The sequence below is a fragment of the Dorea longicatena genome, from assembly GCF_024168045.1.
Classification (GTDB): Bacteria; Bacillota; Clostridia; order Lachnospirales; family Lachnospiraceae; genus Dorea_A.
Genome location: NZ_CP100126.1, coordinates 1,596,619 through 1,622,500, shown reverse-complemented (window position 1 = coordinate 1,622,500; position 25,882 = coordinate 1,596,619). Strand labels below are relative to the sequence as shown.

At 43.4% G+C, this 25,882-nt stretch carries 23 protein-coding genes; 21 read left to right on the top strand and 2 right to left on the bottom strand.

Annotated elements, in window-relative coordinates; genetic code table 11:
* Positions 1 to 39: 39 nt before the first annotated feature.
* Positions 40 to 1,374: a polysaccharide biosynthesis protein gene (locus NKF87_RS07650; protein WP_253583372.1), complete on the bottom strand. Its 1,335-nt coding sequence runs from the start codon at positions 1,372 to 1,374 to the stop codon at positions 40 to 42.
* Between the two features lie 136 nt (positions 1,375 to 1,510).
* On the opposite strand from NKF87_RS07650, the gene NKF87_RS07645 reads away from it, so the two are divergent.
* The 17 genes from NKF87_RS07645 (at position 1,511) to ilvC (ending at position 18,659) form a co-directional block, all read left to right on the top strand.
* Entirely contained in the window at positions 1,511 to 1,975 is a 465-nt protein-coding gene (locus NKF87_RS07645; protein WP_044924177.1) for an RrF2 family transcriptional regulator, read from the top strand.
* Between the two features lie 64 nt (positions 1,976 to 2,039).
* Positions 2,040 to 3,221, top strand: a complete 1,182-nt coding sequence (gene nifS / locus NKF87_RS07640) for a cysteine desulfurase NifS (RefSeq protein ID WP_253583371.1) — start codon at positions 2,040 to 2,042, stop codon at positions 3,219 to 3,221.
* Positions 3,222 to 3,273: 52 nt separating this feature from the next.
* Positions 3,274 to 3,717 (top strand): Fe-S cluster assembly scaffold protein NifU, encoded by a 444-nt coding sequence (gene nifU / locus NKF87_RS07635; RefSeq protein ID WP_118224126.1) that lies wholly within the window; start codon positions 3,274 to 3,276, stop codon positions 3,715 to 3,717.
* 15 nt (positions 3,718 to 3,732) lie between these two features.
* Positions 3,733 to 4,818: a tRNA 2-thiouridine(34) synthase MnmA gene (mnmA, locus tag NKF87_RS07630; protein ID WP_055181892.1), complete on the top strand. Its 1,086-nt coding sequence runs from the start codon at positions 3,733 to 3,735 to the stop codon at positions 4,816 to 4,818.
* Positions 4,819 to 4,865: 47 nt separating this feature from the next.
* Positions 4,866 to 5,702, top strand: a complete 837-nt coding sequence (locus NKF87_RS07625) for a histidinol-phosphatase HisJ family protein (RefSeq protein WP_173791862.1) — start codon at positions 4,866 to 4,868, stop codon at positions 5,700 to 5,702.
* Between the two features lie 150 nt (positions 5,703 to 5,852).
* Entirely contained in the window at positions 5,853 to 6,866 is a 1,014-nt protein-coding gene (gene gap, locus NKF87_RS07620; RefSeq protein WP_006427597.1) for a type I glyceraldehyde-3-phosphate dehydrogenase, read from the top strand.
* A gap of 92 nt (positions 6,867 to 6,958) precedes the next feature.
* Positions 6,959 to 8,152, top strand: a complete 1,194-nt coding sequence (locus tag NKF87_RS07615) for a phosphoglycerate kinase (protein ID WP_006427596.1) — start codon at positions 6,959 to 6,961, stop codon at positions 8,150 to 8,152.
* A gap of 19 nt (positions 8,153 to 8,171) precedes the next feature.
* Entirely contained in the window at positions 8,172 to 8,921 is a 750-nt protein-coding gene (gene tpiA / locus NKF87_RS07610) for a triose-phosphate isomerase (protein WP_253583370.1), read from the top strand.
* A gap of 95 nt (positions 8,922 to 9,016) precedes the next feature.
* Positions 9,017 to 10,555 (top strand): 2,3-bisphosphoglycerate-independent phosphoglycerate mutase, encoded by a 1,539-nt coding sequence (gene gpmI / locus NKF87_RS07605; protein WP_006427594.1) that lies wholly within the window; start codon positions 9,017 to 9,019, stop codon positions 10,553 to 10,555.
* Positions 10,556 to 10,683: 128 nt separating this feature from the next.
* Entirely contained in the window at positions 10,684 to 11,370 is a 687-nt protein-coding gene (locus NKF87_RS07600; RefSeq protein ID WP_055193756.1) for a response regulator transcription factor, read from the top strand.
* The gene (locus tag NKF87_RS07595; protein WP_117597404.1) at positions 11,367 to 12,386 is read left to right on the top strand and encodes a sensor histidine kinase; all 1,020 of its coding nucleotides are present in this window, start codon (positions 11,367 to 11,369) and stop codon (positions 12,384 to 12,386) included. The genes NKF87_RS07600 and NKF87_RS07595 overlap by 4 nt, the downstream gene beginning before the upstream one ends.
* A 96-nt stretch (positions 12,387 to 12,482) precedes the next feature.
* Positions 12,483 to 13,322, top strand: a complete 840-nt coding sequence (locus tag NKF87_RS07590; RefSeq protein ID WP_253583369.1) for an ABC transporter ATP-binding protein — start codon at positions 12,483 to 12,485, stop codon at positions 13,320 to 13,322.
* A complete protein-coding gene (locus NKF87_RS07585; RefSeq protein ID WP_253583368.1) occupies positions 13,312 to 15,378 on the top strand; it encodes an ABC transporter permease in 2,067 nt (688 codons plus the stop codon). Before NKF87_RS07590 ends, NKF87_RS07585 begins: the two co-directional genes overlap by 11 nt.
* Before the next feature lie 16 nt (positions 15,379 to 15,394).
* Complete coding sequence (locus NKF87_RS07580; protein ID WP_253583367.1) at positions 15,395 to 16,093, top strand: TraX family protein; 699 nt, start codon at positions 15,395 to 15,397, stop codon at positions 16,091 to 16,093.
* A gap of 93 nt (positions 16,094 to 16,186) precedes the next feature.
* Positions 16,187 to 16,858 carry an HAD family hydrolase gene (locus NKF87_RS07575; RefSeq protein WP_006427588.1) on the top strand — a complete coding sequence of 224 codons (672 nt, stop codon included), beginning with the start codon at positions 16,187 to 16,189 and terminating at the stop codon, positions 16,856 to 16,858.
* Positions 16,859 to 16,989: 131 nt separating this feature from the next.
* A complete protein-coding gene (gene ilvN, locus NKF87_RS07570; RefSeq protein WP_055214034.1) occupies positions 16,990 to 17,511 on the top strand; it encodes an acetolactate synthase small subunit in 522 nt (173 codons plus the stop codon).
* 128 nt (positions 17,512 to 17,639) lie between these two features.
* The gene (gene ilvC / locus NKF87_RS07565; protein ID WP_006427586.1) at positions 17,640 to 18,659 is read left to right on the top strand and encodes a ketol-acid reductoisomerase; all 1,020 of its coding nucleotides are present in this window, start codon (positions 17,640 to 17,642) and stop codon (positions 18,657 to 18,659) included.
* A 155-nt stretch (positions 18,660 to 18,814) separates the two neighbouring features.
* Here the strand turns inward: ilvC and rpsT are convergent, their stop codons facing one another.
* Positions 18,815 to 19,078 (bottom strand): 30S ribosomal protein S20, encoded by a 264-nt coding sequence (rpsT, locus tag NKF87_RS07560; protein ID WP_028085796.1) that lies wholly within the window; start codon positions 19,076 to 19,078, stop codon positions 18,815 to 18,817.
* A 186-nt stretch (positions 19,079 to 19,264) separates the two neighbouring features.
* Here rpsT and gpr point away from each other — a divergent pair, with 186 nt between their 5' ends.
* The 4 genes from gpr to NKF87_RS07540 all read left to right on the top strand — a co-directional run bounded on the left by gpr (position 19,265) and on the right by NKF87_RS07540 (position 25,879).
* On the top strand, positions 19,265 to 20,278 hold the full coding sequence (gene gpr, locus NKF87_RS07555; RefSeq protein WP_117597408.1) for a GPR endopeptidase: 1,014 nt from the start codon (positions 19,265 to 19,267) through the stop codon (positions 20,276 to 20,278).
* A 73-nt stretch (positions 20,279 to 20,351) separates the two neighbouring features.
* A complete protein-coding gene (locus NKF87_RS07550; protein ID WP_227080052.1) occupies positions 20,352 to 21,572 on the top strand; it encodes a stage II sporulation protein P in 1,221 nt (406 codons plus the stop codon).
* 128 nt (positions 21,573 to 21,700) lie between these two features.
* Positions 21,701 to 23,623, top strand: coding sequence for a DNA gyrase/topoisomerase IV subunit B (locus tag NKF87_RS07545; RefSeq protein WP_253583366.1), 1,923 nt, complete (start codon positions 21,701 to 21,703; stop codon positions 23,621 to 23,623).
* 15 nt (positions 23,624 to 23,638) lie between these two features.
* Positions 23,639 to 25,879, top strand: coding sequence for a DNA gyrase/topoisomerase IV subunit A (locus NKF87_RS07540; protein ID WP_253583365.1), 2,241 nt, complete (start codon positions 23,639 to 23,641; stop codon positions 25,877 to 25,879).
* Positions 25,880 to 25,882 lie beyond the last annotated feature (3 nt).

The following is a 25,882-nucleotide window of genomic DNA, read 5'->3' as shown; positions in this document are numbered from 1 at the left end:
TATATCATGTATCGGTTCTTTTTTTGTGCAGAAAATCAGTTAATATTTGCCGGCGTATACAGATAACCGGAGAATGCAGCAAAGAAACAGGAATATCTGGCTGATCAGCAGACCGTTCAGATATCCGCTGATTCCGGCGGCGGGGATGAAAAGAAAGACACCGGTGATCCGTATGCAGAGGCTGAAAAGGTTGAACAGAAAAGAACAGGTAGTCTTTCCCAGTCCGTTGATCATGCTGAGAAGTACAGTGTTCGTATACAGAAACGGACAGATCCATGCGAGTGTCAGAATAAAATTTCCGGCAAGCGGACTTTTGAACAGAAAAATTCCAATCCATTTCCCGAGTATCAGAAGAACACCACAACAAAAACATCCAAGCAAAATGCAGGAACAGGTGATTTTTAAAATTAAGGAACGAAGTTGCTGCCGGTCTTTCATTTCCTGAAGCCCGGCTACCGTCGGCAGAAGCATGGAAGAAACGGCATTGGTAACTGCGGATGGAAATAAAATACACGGAAGTGCCATCCCGGTAAGAACACCATAGGTCTGCAGGGATTGTGCAGCCGGCATTCCGTAATATTGGAGGCAGACAGGGATAGAGACAGCTTCCACACTTTGCAGGATATTTAAGAATACGCGGCTTGCGGTAAGTGGAAGAGCGTGTTCCAGAAGTCTCTGTAAATGCCGGCGGAATGCGGCAGGGGGAAGGAAAACACTTCTGCTTTTTTCTGAAATCGGCTTCCAGGACTGCCGGATGGAGTGCAGGCTGTAAAAAGAAGCGGCAATCTCTCCGAATGTGAGGCCGGCTACAGCGAATGCGATCGAGATGTTCTGCCCCTGTCCGGAACAGTACATACAGATGACAATGACGGACAAAATACGGAATGCCTGCTCCAGAAGCTGGGATACAGCCGGAATCTTTGTCTGTTTCAGTCCCAGCGAGTATCCACAGATGCAGCTGTGAATGGATGCAAATGGAAATGTGTAAGATAATAAGAACAAAAGACTGCTGCATCTGGAATCGCGGAGGAAAGTCAGCGCAATGGTATCTGCATTCTGCCGGATGAAAAGAGAGATCATACAGGAAATGAAAAAAGTAAAGATCAGACTCGTTTTTAACAATTCCCGTGTTTTCTGCATTCTGCCGGCCGCGGCTTCCCTGGCAACGCATCGGGACAGGGCGAGTTCCATCCCTGCGCAGGATAGAGAGATACCAAGTGCATAGACAGGAAAGACAAGCTGATACAGCCCTACATTTTCTTCCCCGAAGGTATGACTCAGAAACATGCGGTAGAAAAATCCCATAAACCGGGTGGACAGACTCGTGACTGTGAGAACTGCGGTTCCGCGTATAAGTGCTTGCTTTCTGGACATGAAAGACTCCTTTTTTATGACAGGATTGTATCTTTATAAGTTATTCCGGAATAGTGCTTGACAGAACCAAAAAGCAGTGATATTCTACAGAAGTAAAAATCCTAGTAAAATACTGGGGATTAAAAGAGGTGATAAGATGAAACTTTCCACGAAAGGGAAATATGGACTGCGTGCCATGATAGATCTTGCCAGATATAGTGAGAAAGAACCGGTGTCAATCGGCAGTGTGGCCGCAAGACAGGGAATTTCAGAACGATATCTGGAACAGCTTGTAGCACTTCTGAAAAAGGCGGGGCTGGTGAAAAGCATTCGTGGAGCCTCTGGCGGTTATGTATTGGAGAAAAAACCATCGGAAATCTCTGTCGGAGATATCTTAAGGGCACTGGAGGGAAGTCTGGAGCCGGTTAAGTGTGCGGCCTTTGATACCACAACAGGAGAAGGGTGCATGGCGTCAGACGGATGCGTGACAAAGTACGTATGGCAGAAGATTAATGACAGTATCAATGACACAGTGAACCAGATCATGCTGGATGAACTGATCAGAGAGAGCAAAAGCATCAATCCGGATGGCGAATGTGAGAATCCAAAATGCAGTCAGTAATTGGCCGGAAAGAAATCTGATAAAAGAAATATTACAGAATATACAAAAAAATGGAGGAGATAAAATGAGTAAATTATTATATCTTGACAATGCGGCAACAACAAAGACAGCACCGGAAGTTGTAGAAGCGATGCTTCCGTATTTTACAGAAAAATTCGGAAATCCATCCAGTGTTTACAGCTTTGCGGCTGCAAATAAAGAAGTGATCAACCAGCAGAGAGATGCAATTGCTGAAATGATCGGTGCAAAGACGAATGAGATATATTTCACAGGCGGCGGATCCGAATCTGATAACTGGGCATTGAAATGTACAGCGGAAGCTTATGCCAACAAAGGAAATCACATTATCACAACAAAGATTGAGCACCATGCAATTCTTCATACAGCGGAATATCTTGAAAAAAGAGGATTCGAGATCACATATCTGGATGTAGATGAAGATGGTAAAGTAAAATTGGATGATTTAAAAGCGGCAATCCGTCCGACAACCATCCTGATCTCTGTTATGTTTGCAAATAATGAGATTGGTACGATTCAGCCGATCAAAGAGATCGGAGAAATCGCTCATGAGCATGGAATCCTGTTCCATACAGATGCGGTACAGGCTTTCGGACAGCTTCCAATTAATGTAGATGAATGTCATATTGATATGTTAAGTGCCAGTGGACACAAGTTCAACGGACCGAAGGGAATCGGAATCATGTACATCCGTACAGGAGTAAAGATCCGTTCATTTATTCATGGCGGAGCACAGGAGAGAAAACGCCGTGCAGGTACAGAGAATGTTCCGGGAATCGTAGGAATCGGAACTGCAGCAAAACGTGCAGCAGCGAATATGGAAGAAAGAACAGCGAAAGAAAGAAAAGTCAGAGATTATCTGATCGACAGAGTCCTGAATGAAATCCCTTACTGCCGTCTGAACGGACACAGAACAGACCGCCTTCCTAACAATGCCAACTTCAGCTTCCAGTTTGTAGAAGGAGAATCTCTTCTGATCAAACTTGATATGAAAGGAATCTGTGCATCCAGCGGATCTGCATGTACATCCGGATCACTGGATCCGTCCCATGTATTGCTTGCGATTGGTCTGCCGCATGAGATTGCACACGGATCTCTGCGTCTGACATTGAACGAAGAGATTGAGAAAGAAGACATTGATTATGTTGTAGACAATCTGAAAGAAATTGTTGCACATTTAAGAGAAATGTCTCCTCTGTATGAAGACTTTATCAAAAAACAGAAATAACAGAGACAGGAATAAAAAATCAGATAAAAGATATAAAAGGAGTAATTGAGATATGTATTCAGAAAAAGTAATGGATCATTTTGAACATCCAAGAAATGTAGGAGAGATTGAAAATGCCAGCGGTGTCGGAACGGTAGGAAATGCAAAATGCGGAGATATCATGAGAATTTACCTTGATATCGATGAAAACCAGATCATCCGTGACGTAAAATTTAAAACGTTCGGATGTGGTGCAGCTGTTGCAACCAGCAGTATGGCGACAGAGATGGTAAAAGGAAAGACGATCCAGGAAGCAATGGAAGTTACAAATAAAGCAGTTATGGAAGCGCTTGACGGACTTCCGCCGGTAAAAGTACACTGCTCACTGCTTGCGGAGGAAGCAATCCACGCAGCTTTATGGGACTACGCAGAGAAGCATGATATTAAGATTGAAGGACTCGAGAAACCGAAGTCTGACATTCACGAAGGTGAAGAGGCAGAAGAGGAAGAATACTAAGCCGGAGAACTTTATATGGAAAAGAAAAAAGTTGTAGTCGGGATGTCCGGAGGGGTTGACTCCTCCGTGGCAGCCTGGCTTTTAAAAAATCAGGGATATGATGTAATAGGAGTTACGATGCAGATCTGGCAGGATGAAGAAGAAGCCGCGATGGAAGAACATGGCGGCTGTTGTGGTCTGAGCGCGGTGGATGATGCAAGAAGAGTGGCGGCAGCGCTGGATATTCCGTATTATGTCATGAATTTTAAAAAAGAATTTAAAGAAAATGTTATTGATTATTTTATCGATGATTATCTGCATGGCAGAACGCCGAATCCGTGTATCGCCTGTAACCGATATGTGAAATGGGAATCATTGTTAAAGCGAAGCCTTGATATTGGTGCGGAGTATATAGCAACGGGACATTATGCTAGGGTAGAGAAGCTGTCGAATGGAAGATATGCAATCCGTAATTCTGCGACTGCGGCAAAAGATCAGACATATGCACTTTATAACCTTACACAGGATCAGCTTTCGAAGACACTGATGCCGGTTGGAGAATATACAAAAGATCAGATCCGTGCAATGGCAGATGAAATAGGCCTTCTTGTTGCACATAAGCCGGACAGTCAGGATATCTGCTTTGTGTCAGATGGAGATTATGCGTCTTATATCGAAGAAAATTCAGATGCAAAGATTACGCCGGGCAATTTCGTGCTTTCGGATGGAACGGTTGTCGGAAAACATAAAGGAATCATTCATTATACGGTGGGACAGAGAAAAGGTCTGGGACTGTCTCTCGGACATCCGGTGTTCGTATTGGAGATCCGCCCGGAAACCAATGAAGTTGTAGTGGGATCAAATGAGGAATCTATGTCCCGTTATGTGCGCGCAGATCAGGTGAATTTCATGACAGTAGAAGATCTGACAGAGCCGAAAAGAGTGTGGGCGAAGATTCGTTATAATCACAGAGGTGCATGGTGTACTGTTGAAAAGACGGGAGAAGATGAGATCCTCTGTACATTTGAAGAGCCGCAGAGAGCGATCACACCGGGACAGGCTGTCGTATTATATGACGGAGAATACGTACTTGGCGGCGGAACGATCATTGCGGATAAGTAGGAAACATAAAGAATATTGATAAAATACAAAATAAAGAGGAATAAGTTATGATACAGGCGGATATGCATATGCACACATGGTTTTCAACGGATTCCGAAGCCTGTCCATGCGATATGGCGGATGAGGCAGTCAGAAAAGGGTTGAAAACCATTTGCTTTACGGATCATTTTGACAAGGATGATCTGGAATGGGGAGAAGAAGGTATCTTTGATGTGGATGCTTATTTTGTGGAAATGCAGAAACTTCAGGAAGAATATGCAGGAAAACTGAATATCAGGATTGGAATAGAACTGGGACTTAGGACATATCTGAAAGATTATTATGAAGAACTGACGAAGAAATATCCGTTTGATTTCGTGATTGGATCGGTTCACAATGTTCCGTATAAGAAAGATGTGGAAGGGAACATATTATATACTGATCCTGCGGCAGAAAAGCTTTTTGCAGACCGTACTGACAAAGAGGCGTACCGTCTGATGATGGAGACAACGCTGGAAAATGTGAGAACTTCGGACTGCTTTCAAACACTTGGTCATTTGGATTATGTTGTAAGATATGGAAAATCAAGGGAAAAAGAATATTCGTATACAGATTATGCGGATATTATAGACGAGATTTTGAAACTATTGATTGAGAAGGAAAAGGGTCTGGAAGTGAATTCGGCCGGATTGAAGTATGGCCTTCCGTTCGCACATCCACATCCGGATGTATTGAAGCGTTATCGTGAGCTTGGCGGTGAGATCATTACGATTGGAGCCGATGCACATAAACCGGAGCATATTGCGTATGATTTTGCAAAGGCAGAAGAAATTTTGAAGTCCTGCGGCTTTAAATATTATACAGAATTTTTTGAACAAAAGCCTGTTTTTAAGCAACTTATATAAAAATAGGAAAACCTCTTGAAATTTTGTATCAGATAAAGTACAATTATTAGCAGTTGAGAGGTCTTGATAGAGCTTCTAAAGGGCTTGAGAAAGATTTCACAATGTAGACTGCATAAGTAGTTAATAAACAAACTTTAGGAGGAATTAATCATGGCAGTAAAAGTAGCGATTAATGGATTTGGACGTATTGGACGTCTTGCATTCAGACAGATGTTCGGAGCAGAAGGATATGAAGTTGTAGCAATCAACGACTTAACATCTCCTAAGATGCTTGCACACCTGTTAAAATATGATTCTTCACAGGGAAAATACGCTTTAGCTGATACTGTAAAAGCAACAGATGATTCTATCATCGTTGATGGAAAAGAAATCAAAATCTATGCTAAAGCTAACGCTGAAGAACTTCCTTGGGGAGAGATCGGTGTAGACGTAGTTCTGGAGTGTACAGGATTCTATACATCTAAAGAAAAAGCATCTGCTCATATCAAAGCAGGAGCAAGAAAAGTTGTTATTTCCGCACCAGCTGGAAACGACCTGCCAACTATCGTATATAACGTAAACCACGAAACACTGAAACCAGAAGATACAGTAATTTCTGCAGCTTCTTGTACAACAAACTGCCTGGCTCCAATGGCAAAAGCTCTTAACGATCTTGCACCAATCGAGTCTGGTATCATGTGCACAATTCACGCTTACACAGGAGATCAGATGACTCTTGACGGACCACAGAGAAAAGGTGACCTCAGAAGATCTCGTGCAGCTGCAGTTAACATCGTACCTAACAGCACAGGTGCTGCAAAAGCAATCGGACTTGTTATCCCAGAACTGAACGGAAAGTTAATCGGATCTGCTCAGCGTGTACCAACACCTACAGGATCTACAACAATCCTTACAGCAGTTGTAAAAGGACATGTAACAGTTGATGAAATCAACGCAGCTATGAAAGCAGCTTCTACAGAGTCCTTCGGATACAACACAGATGAAATCGTATCTAGCGATATCGTTGGAATGAGATATGGTTCATTATTCGATGCTACTCAGACAATGGTACTTCCACTGGAAAACGGAACTACAGAAGTTCAGGTTGTTTCTTGGTATGACAATGAGAACTCATACACAAGCCAGATGGTAAGAACAATCAAATACTTCTCTGAATTAGCATAATTTAAAGCATGAATTAAGACTCACAAAGGGTCCGGTCTTATTGGGCCGGATCCTTTTTGCAGTTATAAAATATATAACCAGGAGGCAGTACTATGCTTAATAAAAAATCTGTAGACGACATTAACGTAAAAGGGAAAAAAGTACTTGTAAGATGTGACTTCAACGTTCCACTTATCGATGGAAAGATTACAGACGAGAATCGTCTTGTTGCAGCACTTCCTACAATCAAAAAATTAATCGCTGATGGCGGAAAGGTTATCCTTTGCTCTCATCTTGGAAAGCCGAAGGGACAGCCGGTTCCAGAATTATCTCTTGCTCCTGTAGCAGTTCGCCTTTCAGAACTCCTTGGACAGGAAGTAAAATTTGCAGCTGATCCGGAAGTTGTTGGACCAAATGCGAAAGCAGCAGTAGCTGAGATGAAAGATGGAGATGTTATCCTCCTTGAAAACACACGTTACAGAGCAGAAGAGACAAAGAATGAAGATGCATTCAGTAAAGATCTCGCTTCTCTTTGCGACGTATTTGTTAACGATGCATTCGGAACAGCACACCGTGCACACTGCTCTAACGTAGGAGTTACAAAATACGTAGATACAGCAGTTGTTGGATACCTTATGCAGAAAGAAATTGATTTCCTTGGAAATGCAGTCAACAATCCGGAAAGACCATTCGTAGCAATTCTTGGCGGAGCAAAAGTTTCAAGCAAGATTTCTGTAATTGAGAACCTTCTTGACAAAGTAGATACTCTGATCATCGGTGGAGGAATGGCATATACATTCGCAAAAGCACAGGGCGGAACAGTCGGAAAATCCCTTCTGGAAGAAGATTACTGCCAGTATGCACTTGACATGATCGAAAAAGCAAAAGCCAAAGGTGTAAAACTCCTTCTTCCTGTAGATAACGTTGTCGGAGATGATTTCTCTAATGATGCAAATACTCAGGTAGTAAAAGCTGGAGAGATTCCGGAAGGATGGGAAGGACTCGACATCGGACCAGAGACAGCTAAGATCTTCAGCGATGCAGTAAAAGATGCTAAGACAGTTGTATGGAACGGACCAATGGGATGCTTCGAGATGCCTAAATTTGCAAAAGGAACAGAAACGGTTGCAAAAGCACTTGCAGACACAGACGCTGTAACAATCATCGGCGGAGGAGATTCTGCAGCAGCAGTTAACCAGCTGGGATATGGAGATAAGATGACACACATTTCAACAGGTGGTGGAGCTTCTCTTGAATTCCTTGAAGGAAAAGAACTCCCGGGTGTAGCAGCAGCTAACGATAAATAGAATAAGGAGATTTGGAAAGATGGCAAGAAAGAAAATCGTAGCCGGAAACTGGAAAATGAACAAAACTCCAAGTGAAGCAGTAGCTTTAGTTGAAGAATTAAAACCATTAGTAGCTAATGAAGATGTAGACGTAGTATTCTGCGTACCTGCAATCGACATTATCCCTGTAGCAGAGGCTGTAAAGGGAACCAATATCCAGGTTGGTGCTGAGAATATGTATTTTGAAGAAAGCGGAGCATATACAGGAGAAATCTCTCCGGCTATGCTTACAGATGCAGGAGTAAAATACGTTGTTCTTGGACACTCTGAAAGAAGAGAATACTTTGCAGAGACAAACGAGACAGTAAATAAGAAAATGCTGAAAGCTTTCGAGCATGGTATTACACCAATCATGTGCTGTGGAGAGACTCTGGAGCAGAGAGAACAGGGTGTAACAATGGATTTCATCCGCCAGCAGGTGAAAGTTGGATTCCAGAATGTAACAGCTGATCAGGCTAAGACAGCAGTGATCGCTTACGAGCCAATCTGGGCTATCGGAACAGGTAAGACAGCTACTACAGAGCAGGCTGAAGAAGTTTGCGCTGGTATTCGTGCATGCATCGCTGAAGTATATGATGAAGCTACAGCAGAAGCTATCCGTATCCAGTACGGCGGATCTGTAAACGCTGGAAATGCAGCAGAGTTATTCACTCAGGCTGATATCGACGGCGGACTTGTAGGTGGAGCATCTCTGAAAGCTGATTTCGGAAAGATCGTAAACTACAAATAAGATTTAGAAAATCAGCCGCAGGAGGCTTTCGTTTGACTGCTTCCTGCGGTTTTATGCTGTAAAAGTGATATTTAAGACGAAAGGTGATATTAAAAATGAGTAAGAAACCAACAGTACTTATGATCTTAGACGGTTATGGACTGAATGAAAAGACAGAAGGTAATGCAATTGCTATGGCAAAAACACCTGTTATGGATAAACTGATGTCAGAATATCCATGTGTAAAAGGAAATGCCAGCGGACTTGCAGTAGGACTTCCGGACGGACAGATGGGTAACTCAGAAGTTGGTCATATGAACATGGGTGCCGGACGTATCATTTATCAGGAACTGACAAAGATCACAAAGGCAATTGAAGATGGTGTATTCTTTGAGAATAAAGCACTTCTGGCTGCATGTGAGAATGCCAAGAAAAATGATTCTGCACTGCACCTGATGGGGCTGGTATCTGACGGTGGTGTTCACAGCCACATCGGACATATTTTCGGCCTTCTGGAACTGGCTAAGAGACAGGGACTTGAGAAAGTATACGTACACTGCTTCCTGGATGGCCGTGATACACCACCGGCTTCCGGAAAAGAGTATGTAGAGCAGTTAGAAGCTAAGATGAAAGAAATCGGCGTAGGAGAGGTTGCAAGTGTTTCCGGACGTTATTATGCAATGGACCGTGATAACCGCTGGGATCGTGTAGAAAAGGCTTACAAGGCACTTTCAGCAGGCGAAGGCGAGACAGCCGCTTCTGCAACAGAAGGAATCCAGGCTTCTTATGATGCAGATGTAACGGATGAGTTCGTTGTACCATTTGTAGTAACAAAGGACGGCGCACCGGTTGCAACGATCAAAGAAAATGATTCCGTAGTATTCTTCAACTTCCGCCCGGACAGAGCAAGAGAGCTCACAAGAACATTCTGTGACGACAGCTTTGACGGATTTGACAGAGGAGACAGAATCAAGACAACATTTGTATGCTTTACAGAATACGATGCTACAATCGAAAATAAACAGGTCGCATTTGTGAAAGAAGAAATCACTAATACATTTGGTGAGTTCCTTGCCAAGAACGGCAAGAAACAGGCACGTATCGCTGAGACAGAGAAGTATGCTCACGTAACATTCTTCTTCAATGGCGGCGTAGAGGAACCAAATGAAGGAGAAGATAGAATTCTTGTAAAATCTCCAAAGGTTGCTACTTATGATTTGAAGCCAGAGATGAGTGCATATGAAGTATGTGACAAGCTCGTTGCAGCAATCAAGTCTGATAAGTATGATGTTATCGTAATTAACTTTGCCAACCCTGACATGGTAGGTCATACTGGTGTGATCGAGGCTGCTGTAAAAGCCATTGAAGCAGTTGACGAGTGTGTAGGAAAGGCTTACGAAGCATTAAAAGAAGCTGACGGACAGATGTTCATCTGTGCAGATCACGGTAATGCAGAGTACATGATCGATGAAGAGACAAAAGAGCCATTTACAGCACATACAACCAATCCTGTACCATTCATCCTTGTAAACGCAGATCCTGCATACAAGTTGAAAGAAGACGGATGCTTGGCAGATATTGCTCCTACACTGATCGAACTGATGGGTATGGAACAGCCGGCTGAGATGACTGGAACATCACTTCTTGTGAAATAATACAAACATATTCAACGTATGTTATATGCTATAATGAACAGATTGTGGAAAATGCAAAAGCGTATTTTCTACAATCTGTTCTGTATTTATCAGTATAATTATAAAAGGAACATCATGAGGAGAACGACATGAAGATTGTTATTGTAGAAGATGATCCGGGTATCCGAAAGGAATTAAAACAGCTCCTGGAAAATGCTTTTTATGAAGCAGAGATAATCGAAGAATTTAAAGATACGGCAGAGCAGATATGCAGCATGATACCGGCACCGGATCTGGTACTCCTGGATTGGAATCTTCCGGGGGAAAGCGGCTTTGACATCTGTACGAAGCTGAAAGAACATTCAGATATTCCAATCATATTTCTGACCAGCCGGACAGATTCCATGGATGAATTGACCGGAATCTTGAAAGGGGCAGATGATTATATCACAAAACCGTTCAATCCACCGATTCTGCTGGCAAGAATAGGCGTAGTACTAAAAAGAACTACTGATAAAAATGCAGAGAAATCAAGGGGTAATGCCTTGAACATGGAATATAAAGGTGTAATCCTAAATGTTGTGGGAGGCTGCATAGAGCATGAAGGAAAAAAGACAGATCTTACGAAAAATGAGTTGAAGATCCTGCACCTTCTATATCAGAAAAAGGGTGAGATTGTTCCGAGACTGGATATGATCGAATACCTGTGGGACAATGAAGTCTTCATAGATGACAATACATTAAGTGTGAATGTTACAAGACTCAGAGGAAAACTGGCTGACATCGGAGTGACGGATTTCATTGAGACAAAACGGGGAATGGGGTACCGCATATGAGATTTTCGGAATATATAAAAGATAAGATTCTGATATGTCTGCTGCACCTCCTGTGTATGATATTACTGATGGGGTTCTTCTATATTACAGGGTATAACAGAAACGCAGCTGCACTGATTCTCATTTTCTGGTGGATCATCCTTGGGATATGGATTGTGACAGGATATTATCGCAGGAAGAAATATTTTGACAGGGCAGAACATATTCTGGAAAATGTAGATCAGAGATATCTGCTTGGAGAATTGCTGCCAGCTTCACCATATCTGGAAGATCGGATCTACCGGGAGTTGATCAGACGATCGAATAAATCTGTGATCGAACGGATCCGTATGCTTGAAGATGAACAGAATGATTATCGGGATTATATCGAAAGCTGGGTGCATGAGATCAAAGCACCGATTACCAGTATCCAGCTTGCGTGTGAGAATCATAAAGACGAAGTGACCAGACAGATCGGTCTTGAGAATCAACGGATTGAAAATGACGTAGATATGGTTCTGTATTATGCCAGAATGGAAAAGGTATACAAAGACTATATGATTGAAGAGACAGACCTTGGGAAGGCAGCTTCTGAAATTTTGATAAAAAATAAGTATTATCTAATTAGTAACGGAGTGCGCGGGGAAGTGGAGTGCCCTGATCTTGCGTATACCGATAAAAAGTGGATCCTTTTTATACTGAACCAGCTTATGCTGAACAGTGTGAAATATAAAAGTGAGAATCCAAAGGTCCATCCGTATATTCATATTTACACGGAAAGGTACGGTCATGGTGTCCGGCTGATCGTAGAAGATAACGGAACCGGAATACGGGAAGAAGAAATGTCCAGAATCTTTGAAAAAGGTTTTACCGGTTCCAATGGAAGAAATGGTAAGAAATCTACGGGGATGGGTCTTTATCTGTGCAGACGGCTGTGTGAAAAGCTTGGAATTGCCATCGAGGCGGAATCTGTCCGTGGTGAAGGCACGAAGATGATCCTTACATTTCCGGTCAGCAGTTATCTTTCAAAAATGTAAGATAACTGAAAGATACATCGATACATCTTTCTGGTCCGGACGGGTAAAGTAGAGATGAAAAAGAGTATTACAAAAAGACCGGAAAGGATGATATGGATGAGAAGAATAAGAAAGCATGGCAAGACAACAGAGAAAAAAACAGACAGAATCCTGGCAGGAGGCAGAATCCCGGATGGAGAGATCCGGGTGTGTGATGTGGAAAAATATTACGGAAGTGATACGAACATCACCAAAGCGGTAGACAGGGTAAGCTTTTGCGTCCAAAAAGGAGAATTTGTGGGAATCATGGGAGCATCGGGTTCCGGAAAGACAACACTTTTGAATATGCTGTCTACGATTGACCGTGTGACTGCAGGGCATATATACTACGGAGAAACGGATATTACAGAGTTGAGTGATGAGGCACTGGCGGAATTTCGGAAAGACAATCTTGGATTCATATTTCAGGATTACAACTTGTTAGATACACTTACGATAGAAGAGAATATTGTGCTGGCAATGACGCTGCACAGCAAGAGTAAAAGAGAGATCCAAGAGAAATGTGATCACATATTGAAGCTGCTTGATATCGAAGAAATCCGGGATAAATTCCCCTATCAGGTATCCGGGGGCCAGAAGCAGCGTTGTGCCTGTGCCAGAGCGATGATTCATCGTCCGAAACTGATCCTCGCAGATGAGCCGACCGGTGCGCTGGATTCCAGAGCGGCACAGATGCTGCTCGAAACATTCCGCAAGGTGAATCATGATATGCACTCTACGATCCTCATGGTTACACATGATGCGTTTTCAGCCAGCTACTGCAGCCGTATTCTTTTCCTGAAAGATGGAAAGATATTCCATGAACTGGTAAGAGGAGTGGAAGAAAGGCGGGAATTTCTGAATAAGATCCTGGATGTATTATCTCTGACAGGAGGTGAACTGTCAGATGTTCGGTAAGCTTGCACTGCGCAATGTCAGACGTTCCGCCAGAGATTATCTGGTGTATGTGCTGACGATGACATTTGTGGTATCATTGATGTTTGCATTTAACAGTATCATTTTTTCGAAGGATCTTCAGAAAATGTATGAAATGGCAGCGATAATGGCAGCGATGATCGGTATTGCCACATTCTTTATTGTACTGATCGTTGCATGGCTGATCAATTATATGGTACGGTTCATGCTGGAAAAAAGGAGCCGTGAATTCGGTATCTATCTGTTGATCGGAATGAATAAAAAGGAAGTGTCCGGGCTTTATATGAAAGAAAATCTGCTGCTCGGTGTGTGTTCCTTTGTGATAGGACTGGGCCTTGGAATGTTGCTTCAGCAGGTGCTGCTCGTTGTCCTTTATAGTGTCATACAGGTGGAACTAAGACCCCATCTGGAATTCAATGGATATTGTTTCCTTATGACTGTGTGCTGCTTTGCAGGATGTTATCTGCTGGCACTGTTCCGGTGCAGCCGGAAATTCCGCAAGATGAACATTCATGATCTGATGAGAGAAAATCAGAAGAATGAGGAATTAAAAGAAAAGAATGAAAAAATAAAGCGGTTATTACTGCCGTTTTCCATTCTGTTCATTTTTGCGTTCGGTGTCTGGATACTGAGCGGAAATATACAGTCGCCGGGAGGGGCAGCAGTATTTCTGACGGGTCTGTTTATTACAATGTATGTGTTTTATACAGGGCTTTCCGCATGGATCATCTGCTATGTGAAGAAAAAAGGAAATGCGGTCTACCGGGGGCAGAATCTGTTCCTGCTGCGTCAGTTTGCATCTAAATTGAAAACGATGCGGTTTACCATGGGAACACTTACGGTGCTTTTTATGGTCGCATTTCTGGGGTGCTCGGTTGCATTAATGTTTACGGACTGGCAGAATCAGGTTTTAGAGACGAAATTTCCATTTGATGTACAGGTGAACAGTCAGAATCCGGAATATGATTTTGCAAAGGAATTGGATATTGTCGGAGAAGAAGCAGGTGTAAAGGATTCGTGCGTGTACCGTATTTATGAAAATCATACGAACACAATGAATACATGGCTGTATACGCATCTGCGGTATTTTGGAGATGCGTACCGCAGAGAAGATGGAACACCGGATGAGAAAAAGATACGTAAAGGTTCCGATGATGATGCATATTGCAGATATGATACATATATGGGGCTGAGTGATTACAATCATCTGAGAAAAATGCTGGGATATTCCACGGAGACGCTTGGAAAAAATGAATATATCCTTCAGATGAAGCAAAGAGTGTATAAGGAAACCGAAGATTTTACAGATGACGTGAAGCTTCAGGACCGTGGAGAGACACTGACCTGCAGGAAGATCTGCACCGAATCATTTTCGCAGGACGGACATAACGGCGGTGATTATATCATCATTGTGCCGGATGAACGGATACAGCAGATGACACCGTACTATTCGGAACTTGCGGTGAGTGTGAAGAAAAAAGTGCCGGATAACCTGCAGAATAAGCTGGATGATCTGTCAGATAAACATGATTATGCCGGCCATACATACATGGAAGAAGACGATGATAATGTATGTTATGGTACGGATACCATTGTCACATATGCTGCGGTGAATCTTGTGCGGGAAAATGCATCGGCTGAGGTCAGATATATGATGAGTTGCATCACATTCCCATGTATGTATATCGGGCTGGTATTTTTGTGTATTGCATTGACGGTGTTATCGGTACAACAGCTGAGCGATTCGGCAAAATATAGGTTCCGCTATCAGGTGCTTTCGAAAATCGGCCTTGGAAGATGCGAGATCCAACAGACCGTATTCCGTCAGCTGTCCGGGTATTATCTGTGTCCGGCAATCCTTTCGGCAGTAATCAGCGGGATCGTAGCGGTGTATATGGGTGCCGGATTTAACTTTTATACAGGAGTCAGTACACCGGTGTTACAGTATTTTGCAATTTCATTCGCCCTGTTCTTTGGCGTATATGTAGTTTATTTTGGAGCGACCTATGTCGGATTTATCAGAAATATCGAAGAATAAAAATGGAGAGGGAAGTATGAGTAGAAATGCAATAAAATATCTGGCAATGGCAGCTATGTTCTGTAATCATTTTGCCTATATATTTTTAAAAGAAGGCAGTACAGGGCAGGAAGTTATGGTTGATATCGGGTATTTTACAGCCATTACTATGTGCTATTTCCTTGTGGAAGGATATCATTACACAAGATCTGTAAAGAACTATGCACTGCGGCTGCTTGTATTTGGGATCCTTTCACAGATCCCCTTCATGCTGGTATTGAAACAGACGAACCTGAACATGATGTTCAGCCTTCTTCTATGTCTGGGAGTGGTGTGGGTTGCAGATCATGTAAAACATAAAGGGGAGAAAATGCTATGGCTGTGCGTGCTGGTAATCTGTTCGCTCTGGACGGACTGGGCACTTCTGGCACCGGTATTTACGATGCTGTTTGCAAATGCATATGGGGACAGGAAAAAAGTATCACTGGCATATGGAAAAGCAGTGGGACTCTTCTTTCTGTTGAATGTGTTGTCATACAGGGCGGACTACGGGCTGGAGAGTGCGCTCATACATTCTGCATGCGCCTGTATCGGGCCGGCAGCATCGGGAGTGGTTATACAGTGTATGTATAACAAAGCAGACAAAACAGCACACGGCTGGGAAAAATGGTTTTTCTACGGATTTTATCCGGTGCATCTTCTGCTTCTCTGGATGATACAGTTTGCAAAAGTATAGATGGAACGGTTATAATAATACCGGGGTGTGACGGATGCGGAAAAACGCAGAAGGACGGCTCCGGTATTTTTTTGAAGCAGGCAGGTAGAGAATATGGAAAAAGAAAAGCTTGATAAAATGTATGATATCTGTTTCTTTGATCTGGATGGCACGATCATCGATTCTTCACCGGGAATTACGAATTCGGTGATGTATGCGCTGGAGAAATTCGGAATCGAAGAGACCGAACGGGAAAAATTATATAAATTCATCGGTCCGCCGCTTACCGATTCGTTCGCCAGATTCTATGGATTTGACGATGAGAAAAGCTGGAAGGCGGTGGAGTATTACAGGGAATATTATCAGGATACGGGGATTTTTGAGTGTTCGGTGTATCCCGGATTTGAAAAATCATTAAAGGCATTGAAGGCAGCAGGAAAAAGACTTTTTGTTGCGACGTCCAAACCGGAAGTATATGCAAGAAGGATCATTGAACATTTTGACCTGGATCAATATTTTGAATATGTGGCAGGTATGGAACTGGACGGAGGCAGAGGCAGTAAGGCAGAGGTGATTGGATATCTGATCGATACCTGCCGGATGCAGGATAAGAAGAGGATACTGATGATCGGTGACCGTGAACATGATGTGCTTGGGGCAAAGCAGGAAGGGCTTGACTGTATGGGGGTATTATACGGATTCGGCAACCGTGAAGAACTGGAAAAAGCAGGCGCAGTATACGTTGCCGGGACGCCGGAAGACATTGCCGGGATCATCCTGAAATAATGCGGTAATCCTGCATTTTGTGAAAAATGTAAAAATATGGGTGCCAATACTTGACAAAAGAAGAAGTAGTTGTTATTATAAAAAAACAGAACGCACTCTGTTTTTTATAAATGATAGAAAAGAGGTGCAATATGCAAAGAGTATTTTCATTATTGGTAGACAATAATCCCGGTGTATTAAGCCGCGTATCCGGACTGTTCAGCAGACGAGGATACAGTATCGACAGTATAACTGCAGGAGTTACGGCAGATCCGAGATTTACCAGAATTACCATTGTGGCCAGCGGAGATGAGCTGATCTTATCGCAAATCGAAAAGCAGGTCAGAAAGCTGGAAGATGTCATTGAGATCAAAGTACTTCATCCGGAAGATTCGGTATATCGCGAACTGATCATGGTGAAGGTTCGGGCGAATAAGACGGAGAGAACGGAGATCATATCTGTGGCGGATATATTCCGCGCGAAGATTGTTGATGTAGAGAAGGATTCCCTGATGGTGGAACTGACAGGAAATGGTTCAAAAGTAGATGCGTTTCTGGAACTTCTGGAAGGTTACGAGATTCTTGAACTTGCAAGAACAGGTATTACCGGATTGCAGAGAGGAATCAAGGATGTAACAGTCATTGATCAGGAAGGAAACATCAACACATTATAATTGATATATTATAATGGACAAACAGTAACACATTTTAATCAAACATTAAACAGAGACGAGCCCGGTGGAAGGGCGACCCCTTGTTTAAGAAAATAAAAAATCATTTATTTTTTAGGAGGTATGCTATAATGGCAGCAAGAATTTTTTATCAGGAAGATTGTAATTTATCAGTATTAGAGGGACAGAAGATCGCTATCATCGGTTATGGTAGCCAGGGACATGCACATGCTCTGAACTTAAAAGAGTCCGGATGCGATGTTATCATCGGTCTTTACGAAGGAAGTAAATCATGGGCAAAAGCAGAAGCTCAGGGATTCAAAGTATACACAGCAGCAGAAGCAGCAAAACAGGCTGATATCATCATGATCCTGATCAACGATGAGTTACAGGCTGATATGTACAAGAAAGACGTTGAGCCGAACCTTGAAGAAGGTAATATGTTAATGTTCGCTCATGGTTTCAACATTCACTTTGGATGTATCAAACCACCAAAGAATGTAGATGTAACAATGATCGCTCCTAAGGCACCGGGACACACAGTAAGAAGTGAGTATCAGGCTGGAAAAGGAACACCTTGCCTTATCGCTGTAGAGCAGGATGCTACAGGAAAAGCTTGGGATCGTGCACTTGCATATGGTCTTGCAATCGGTGGAGCAAGAGCTGGTCTTCTTGAGACAACATTCAGAACAGAGACAGAGACAGACCTCTTCGGTGAGCAGGCAGTACTTTGCGGTGGTGTTTGTGCACTTATGCAGGCTGGTTTCGAGACACTTTGCGAAGCTGGATATGATCCAAGAAACGCTTACTTCGAGTGTATCCATGAGATGAAACTGATCGTAGATCTGATCTATCAGTCAGGATTCGCTGGAATGAGATACTCTATCTCTAACACAGCTGAATATGGTGACTATGTAACAGGACCTAAGATCGTTACAGCTGAGACAAAGAAAGCTATGAAACAGATCCTGACAGACATCCAGGACGGAACATTTGCAAAAGACTTCTTATTAGACATGTCTCCAGCAGGACGTCAGGTACACTTCAAAGCTATGAGAAAACTTGCTTCAGAACATCCATCAGAGAAAGTCGGAGCAGAGATCAGAAAGCTCTACAGCTGGAATGGAGAAGACAAACTGATCAACAACTAATCAGATTTGTAAGAATACGATACATACAAAAAGGATATGGCATCAGCCATATCCTTTTTATTATGGACTTTACGGTTGTATTTATAACAAAAAGCCCGGATCATTGACGGGATGATCCGGGCTCGAAATTTGCAACTCGAGTTTAATCTCTATTATTAAGCAATTCCGTTAACAGCTTTTGTCAGACGGGAAATCTTTCTAGAGCATGTGTTTTTGTGGTAAACACCCTTGCTTCCAGCTTTGTTGATTTCAACGATTGCAACTTTTAATGCTTCTGCAGCAGCAGCGGCATCTTTCTTAGCTACAGCTGTTTCAACTTTCTTTACGCAAGTTTTTACTTTAGACTTGATTGCTTTGTTTCTAGCAGCTTTTGTTTCGTTTACTAAAATTCTTTTCTTTGCAGATTTGATATTAGCCAATTTGTCCACCTCCGATATCAATGTATTTCGATTTTTATAATTCGATTTCCAGTTCGTTAGAGCCGGACACGGACGATCTAACGAAACATACGAATTTATTTTAGGACATGAATTAGATTCTGTCAATACATATTTCTGAAAATATTGGAAAAACTAGTATTAATTTAAGAAAGGATGGAGAAAACGATGGTGGAAAAGTATACGATCCGGACGGATCTTGCGATGGAGCAAAAAGAACGGTTTGAATCAGATCATGTAGAAGTGTCCGGCGTTGTACTGGAAGAAGAATACGATGAAGAGAGGGAGATTAAGATTACAACCGTCAGGATTGAAACGGAGAACGGGGCGAAGATGATGGGAAAACCGGTGGGAACATATCTTACATTGGAAGTCCCTGATATGGCATCGGCAGACGATGGATATCACAGAGAGATATCAGAAACTCTGGCAGGATTTTTGGAAAAATATGTGGAAAATGAGGAAACGAAAAAAGAGCATTCGAAAGAAAAGGGATGCTCGATATTGACAGTAGGGCTTGGTAACCGTGAAGTGACGCCGGATGCGTTGGGACCATATGTGGTAGATCAGTTGAATATCACCAGGCATATGGTACAGGAATATGGAAGATATGGCGTAGAAGAAGAAAGCCGGATCGTAAGTGCAATCGTTCCGGGAGTGATGGCGCAGACAGGGATGGAGACGGCAGAGATTGTGCAGGGAGTCGTAAAGGAGACAAAGCCGGATATGATCCTGGTGATCGATGCGCTGGCGGCAAGAAGCAGTAAAAGACTGAACCGGACCATACAGATCTCGGATGCCGGGATCCATCCCGGAGCGGGTGTGGGGAATCACAGAAGCGTGATCACGAAAGAGACGATGGGAATCCCGGTGATCGCGATCGGTGTTCCGACGGTAGTGGATGCCGCAACGATTGTAAATGACACGATGGAGAATTTTATTGCGGCACTGGAGACGTCGGAGAATTTGAAAGGGGTAGGTGTCGTATTGCAAGGATACAATTCTGCGGAAAAATACGAACTGGTAAAAGAACTGATCGCACCACATCTGAACGGAATGTTCGTAACACCGAAAGATATCGATGAGACGATAAGAAGGATCAGCTATACCGTCTCGGAGGCATTGAATCTGTTATTTTCAGGAAAAGCAGGGGAATCAGAAAAAAAAGAAGAAACAGCATAGAAAGTGAGATGACTGCATACCTTACCTTTAGAAAGTAGAGCGTAAGATTAACAAAATATCGGGGTGTGCAGGTGTGAAAGAACAAGACATGCAGAGCAGATGCAAAAAATATATACAGCATGCGGTGAGGATCATTGCTGGATGTTTTCTGATCTGTATCATGAAAGAAACAGGTGTCGGAAACGGAATAATAAATGAAAGGGTTTTTGCAGAAAAAGGGAAACAGGAGATTGCGGACGGTGCTGTCAGAATGATGCTGCCGGCACTTGTCTATGCGGCAGAAAAGGATCAGACGGATACTCCGTCAAAGGATCTAGCATGGGCAGTGATGCGGTGGTTATGGCCTGCCGGTGCATTTATGACAGAACAAGGGAAGGAAGAGACGGCCGGCGAAGATTCCAGGACGTATGCCATGATACTGGAAAAACAGGAAAATGATGAGAACGCTGTAGATAAAAATGGCAAACTGATCACACAGAATCCGGATACAGAGGAGAAGGAGACATGGAAAACACCAGTGGTAAAAGCAGATATTTCCATGGAAAAGCTAAGAGATTATGAATATCTTATGAGTCATTTCTATACCGTGGACAGCAGTACTATGGCAGATGAGGGACTGATCAATGCAGATAAGCTGATGGGAAAAGATATGAAATTAAATCCGGATACAAAAGGGGCTAAAGTCCTGATCTACCACACGCATTCCCAGGAACAATTTGCAGATTCTGTTCCGGGAGATGCCGGTACATCAATTGTGGGAATGGGGACATATCTGTCTGAACTTTTGAATCAAAAGTATGGAATATCCACATATCATCACGAAGGGGTATATGATCTGGTGAATGGAAAACTGGATCGGAGTAAGGCGTATCAGCTTGCAGAGCCGGATGTGCAGAAAATACTGAAAGAGAATCCGGCTATCGAAGTTGTGATCGATCTTCACCGGGATGGCGTGGCGGAAGGGACGCATCTGGTGACAGAGATAGACGGTAAGCCGACGGCGCAGATCATGTTCTTCAACGGGCTCAGCAGGACACGGGCAAATGGAAATATCAGTTATCTGTCCAACCCATACCTGGAAGATAACCTGGCATTTTCCCTGCAGATGGAGATTGCAGCGGCAACATATTATCCGGGATTTGCCAGACACATTTTTCTGCGTGCGTACCGTTATAATATGCATTTCAAGCCCAAGACACTTCTGATCGAAGCCGGAGCGCAGACCAATACAGTGGAAGAGATGCGCAATGCGATGGAGATTCTTGCAGAACTTCTGCATCAGGTGTTGTCTTGATTCAAAAATATTTTTATGATAAGATATTCAAAGTATGGAAAAATCTGTATGATCCTTATGAATAATATATGACAGAATAGCTTTCAGCATTTTTCATACGGATGAAACGGAGAAAGGATATAGAAAGAATGGCGAAAAAGAATACATATGATGCGGGCAGTATCGCGATCCTGGAAGGACTGGAAGCGGTAAGAAAAAGACCCGGAATGTATATAGGAAGTGTTTCTACCAAAGGCCTGAACCATCTGATCTATGAGATCGTGGATAATGCGGTGGATGAGCACCTGGCTGGATACTGCAACGAGATACATGTGACATTGGAAAAAGATGGATCAGCAACGATCGCAGATAACGGACGTGGTGTGCCGGTAGACCTTCATGCGACCGGCGTATCGGCGGCACGTGTGGTATATACGACACTTCATGCGGGCGGAAAGTTCGACGATTCGGCATACAAGACCAGCGGGGGACTCCATGGTGTCGGTTCCTCTGTCGTAAATGCATTGTCAACTTATATGGATGTACAGATAAGCAGGGACGGATATATCCATCATGACAGGTATGAACAGGGAAAACCGGTGATCGAACTGGAAAACGGATTATTGCCGACGATCGGAAAGACAAGAAAGACCGGAACGAAGGTGAATTTCCTTCCGGATGATACCATATTTGAAAAGACAAAGTTCAAAGCAGAAGAGGTAAAAAGTAGGCTTCATGAGACAGCGTATTTGAACCCGGATCTTAAGATCGTGTTCGAAGATAAGAGGGGAGCGGAGCCGGAACAGGTCATTTATCATGAGCCGGATGGAATCCTTGGATTCATCCGCGAACTGAATCACAAAAAAGAAGTCGTGCATGATCCGGTGTATTTCAAAGGGGAAGCAGAAGGCATCGAAGTTGAGGTGGCTTTCCAGTATGTCAATGAGTTCCATGAAAATGTGCTTGGTTTCTGCAATAATATCTATAATGCAGAGGGAGGAACGCATCTGACCGGATTCAAGACGACGTTTACGACAGCAATCAACCAGTATGCAAGAGAACTTGGAGTTTTGAAAGAAAAGGATGCGAATTTTACCGGGGCGGACATCCGTAACGGTATGACTGCGATCGTATCGATCAAACATCCGGATCCGAGATTCGAAGGACAGACCAAGACAAAGCTTGATAACCCGGATGCGGCGAAAGCCTGTAGTAAGGTGACGAATGATGAGATCATCCGCTTTTTTGACCGGAATCTTGAGACCCTTAAGAAGGTGATCGGATGTGCAGAAAAGGCGGCAAAGATCCGTAAGACGGAAGAACGTGCGAAGACCAATCTGCTGACAAAGCAGAAATATTCATTTGACAGTAACGGAAAGCTTGCCAACTGTGAGAGCCGTGATGCGTCAAAATGTGAGATTTTCATTGTGGAGGGTGATTCTGCCGGAGGTTCTGCAAAGACGGCCAGAGACCGTATGTTCCAGGCAATCCTGCCAATCCGTGGTAAGATCCTGAATGTGGAAAAAGCAAGTATCGATAAAGTACTGGCAAACGCAGAGATCAAGACAATGATCAATGCATTTGGCTGTGGATTTTCCGAAGGATACGGAAATGACTTTGACATCAGCAAACTGCGTTATGATAAGATCATCATCATGGCTGATGCGGACGTGGATGGTGCCCATATCTCGACACTGCTCCTGACGTTGTTCTACCGCTTTATGCCGGAACTGATCTTTGAAGGACATGTCTATATTGCGATGCCGCCTCTTTACAAGGCGATGCCGAAGAAGGGCGAAGAAGAGTATCTGTATGATGATAAGGCACTGGAAAAATACAGAAAGACACATGACGGTCCATTTACCTTGCAGAGATACAAAGGTCTTGGAGAGATGGATGCGGAGCAGTTGTGGGAGACTACCCTGAATCCGGAGACCAGGATCCTGAAACTGGTAGAGATTGAAGATGCAAGAATGGCATCCGGTGTAACCGAGATGCTGATGGGATCGGAAGTACCGCCGAGACGTTCCTTTATCTATGAGAATGCGACGGAAGCGGAACTTGATATATAGAATAGGAGAGAGAAAATGCAGGATTCACAGATCATCAGAACCGAATATTCGGATGTGATGAAAAAATCATATATTGATTATGCGATGAGTGTAATCATTGCCAGAGCCCTGCCGGATGTAAGAGACGGATTAAAACCGGTACAGAGACGTACACTTTATGACATGCATGAACTGGGAATACGGTATGATAAACCGTACCGTAAGTGTGCGCGTATCGTCGGAGATACCATGGGTAAATATCACCCGCATGGGGACAGCTCCATCTATGATGCACTGGTGGTCATGGCACAGGAATTTAAAAAAGGGATGGTCCTTGTAGACGGACACGGTAACTTTGGTTCGATCGAAGGAGACGGTGCAGCGGCAATGCGTTATACCGAAGCGAGGCTTGCGAAGATCACGCAGGAAGCATATCTGGCCGATCTGGACAAGGACATTGTAGACTTTGTGCCAAACTTTGACGAGACAGAGAAGGAACCGGCCGTACTTCCGGTACGTATTCCGAACCTTCTGGTCAACGGTGCGGAAGGTATTGCGGTCGGTATGGCAACCAGTATCCCGACACACAATCTGGGTGAGGTTGTGGATGGGGTGAAAGCCTACATGAAAAATGATGAGATCACGACCCGACAATTAATGAAATATATCAAAGGACCGGACTTCCCGACAGGAGGAATCGTGGTCAATAAGGACGACCTGCCACAGATATACGAGACAGGAACCGGAAAGATCAAGATCCGCGGAAAAGTTGAAGTGGAAGATGTGAAGGGCGGAAAGAAGCGTCTGGTTATCACAGAGATCCCGTATACGATGATCGGTGCGGGAATCGGAAAATTCTTAAATGATGTCTGCAATCTGGTGGAGACCAAGAAGACAACGGATATCGTAGACATTTCCAACCAGTCATCCAAAGAAGGCATCCGTATCGTCATCGACCTGAAAAAGGGGGCAGATGTAGAAAACCTGACCAATATGCTTTATAAGAAGACCAGACTGGAAGATACTTTCGGAGTAAATATGCTGGCAGTTGCAGACGGAAGACCGGAGACTATGGGCCTGAAACGTATTATTGAGGCACATGTAGACTTCCGGTTTGACATGGCAACGAGAAAATATAATACACTGCTGAAGAAAGAACAGGATAAAAAAGAAATCCAGGAAGGTCTGATCAAAGCGTGTGATGTAATCGACCTGATCATTGAGATCTTAAGAGGAAGCCAGAGCATAAAAGATGCAAAGGCATGTCTGGTGAACGGTGAGACAGAGAATATCAAATTCAAGTCTTCTATTTCAAAAAAAATGGCAGGAATGTTAAGGTTTACAGAGCGTCAGGCAACTGCGATCCTGGAAATGAGGCTCTATAAACTGATCGGTCTGGAGATTGAAGCACTTCAGAAAGAGCACGAGGAGACACTTGCGAAGATCGCAAGATATGAAGATATCCTGAACAATTATGATTCTATGGCAGCTGTCATCATGGAAGATCTGGACCGTATCAAGAAAGAATTCGAAAGAAATAGACGTACGGTTGTAGAGAATGCAGAAGAGGCTGTGTTTGAAGAGAAGAAAGTGGAAGAGCAGGAGATCGTATTCCTGATGGATCGTTTCGGATATGCAAAGACGGTTGATGTCAGTACGTATGAGCGTAATAAAGAGGCAGCAGATAATGAAAATAAATACATCCTGCACTGCATGAATACCGGCAGGATCTGTATTTTTACAAAGGATGGGAAGATGCATCAGGTGAAAGTGATGGATCTCCCATATGGAAAATTCCGTGATAAAGGACAGCCGATCGACAATATCAGTAATTACGACAGTACACAGGAAGAAATTGTATATATCTGTGATTCCGAACAGATGCGGTATGCGAATCTGTTGTTTGCCACAAAGCAGGGCATGGTTAAGAAGGTCGGCGGAAGCGAATTCCAGGTAACAAAACGCACCATTGCGGCAACGAAACTTCAGCCGGAAGATGAAGTCGTGAATATCAGGGTGGTGACGGAGAACCAGCATATTGTACTGCAGACGGCAGATGGATTTTTCCTGCGTTTTCCGGCAGCAGAAGTTACGGAGAAGAAGAAAGGCGCGATCGGAGTGCGGGGTATCCGCTTGAAAAAAGACGATGCATTGACGAATGTATACCTGTTTGAAGAGGGAACTGAGTGTAAGATTTCATACCATGAAAAAGAAGTCACCCTGAACCGTCTGAAGCTTGCAAAACGAGATGGTACAGGAACAAAGTACAGAGGGTAAACG

Bases quoted from the DNA above. Each gene is read 5' to 3' on its own strand.
- NKF87_RS07650 (WP_253583372.1), bottom strand. From the start codon at position 1,374: ATGTCCAGAAAGCAAGCACTTATACGCGGAACCGCAGTTCTCACAGTC.
- NKF87_RS07645 (WP_044924177.1), top strand. From the start codon at position 1,511: ATGAAACTTTCCACGAAAGGGAAATATGGACTGCGTGCCATGATAGAT.
- nifS (WP_253583371.1), top strand. From the start codon at position 2,040: ATGAGTAAATTATTATATCTTGACAATGCGGCAACAACAAAGACAGCA.
- nifU (WP_118224126.1), top strand. From the start codon at position 3,274: ATGTATTCAGAAAAAGTAATGGATCATTTTGAACATCCAAGAAATGTA.
- mnmA (WP_055181892.1), top strand. From the start codon at position 3,733: ATGGAAAAGAAAAAAGTTGTAGTCGGGATGTCCGGAGGGGTTGACTCC.
- NKF87_RS07625 (WP_173791862.1), top strand. From the start codon at position 4,866: ATGATACAGGCGGATATGCATATGCACACATGGTTTTCAACGGATTCC.
- gap (WP_006427597.1), top strand. From the start codon at position 5,853: ATGGCAGTAAAAGTAGCGATTAATGGATTTGGACGTATTGGACGTCTT.
- NKF87_RS07615 (WP_006427596.1), top strand. From the start codon at position 6,959: ATGCTTAATAAAAAATCTGTAGACGACATTAACGTAAAAGGGAAAAAA.
- tpiA (WP_253583370.1), top strand. From the start codon at position 8,172: ATGGCAAGAAAGAAAATCGTAGCCGGAAACTGGAAAATGAACAAAACT.
- gpmI (WP_006427594.1), top strand. From the start codon at position 9,017: ATGAGTAAGAAACCAACAGTACTTATGATCTTAGACGGTTATGGACTG.
- NKF87_RS07600 (WP_055193756.1), top strand. From the start codon at position 10,684: ATGAAGATTGTTATTGTAGAAGATGATCCGGGTATCCGAAAGGAATTA.
- NKF87_RS07595 (WP_117597404.1), top strand. From the start codon at position 11,367: ATGAGATTTTCGGAATATATAAAAGATAAGATTCTGATATGTCTGCTG.
- NKF87_RS07590 (WP_253583369.1), top strand. From the start codon at position 12,483: ATGAGAAGAATAAGAAAGCATGGCAAGACAACAGAGAAAAAAACAGAC.
- NKF87_RS07585 (WP_253583368.1), top strand. From the start codon at position 13,312: ATGTTCGGTAAGCTTGCACTGCGCAATGTCAGACGTTCCGCCAGAGAT.
- NKF87_RS07580 (WP_253583367.1), top strand. From the start codon at position 15,395: ATGAGTAGAAATGCAATAAAATATCTGGCAATGGCAGCTATGTTCTGT.
- NKF87_RS07575 (WP_006427588.1), top strand. From the start codon at position 16,187: ATGGAAAAAGAAAAGCTTGATAAAATGTATGATATCTGTTTCTTTGAT.
- ilvN (WP_055214034.1), top strand. From the start codon at position 16,990: ATGCAAAGAGTATTTTCATTATTGGTAGACAATAATCCCGGTGTATTA.
- ilvC (WP_006427586.1), top strand. From the start codon at position 17,640: ATGGCAGCAAGAATTTTTTATCAGGAAGATTGTAATTTATCAGTATTA.
- gpr (WP_117597408.1), top strand. From the start codon at position 19,265: ATGGTGGAAAAGTATACGATCCGGACGGATCTTGCGATGGAGCAAAAA.
- NKF87_RS07545 (WP_253583366.1), top strand. From the start codon at position 21,701: ATGGCGAAAAAGAATACATATGATGCGGGCAGTATCGCGATCCTGGAA.
- NKF87_RS07540 (WP_253583365.1), top strand. From the start codon at position 23,639: ATGCAGGATTCACAGATCATCAGAACCGAATATTCGGATGTGATGAAA.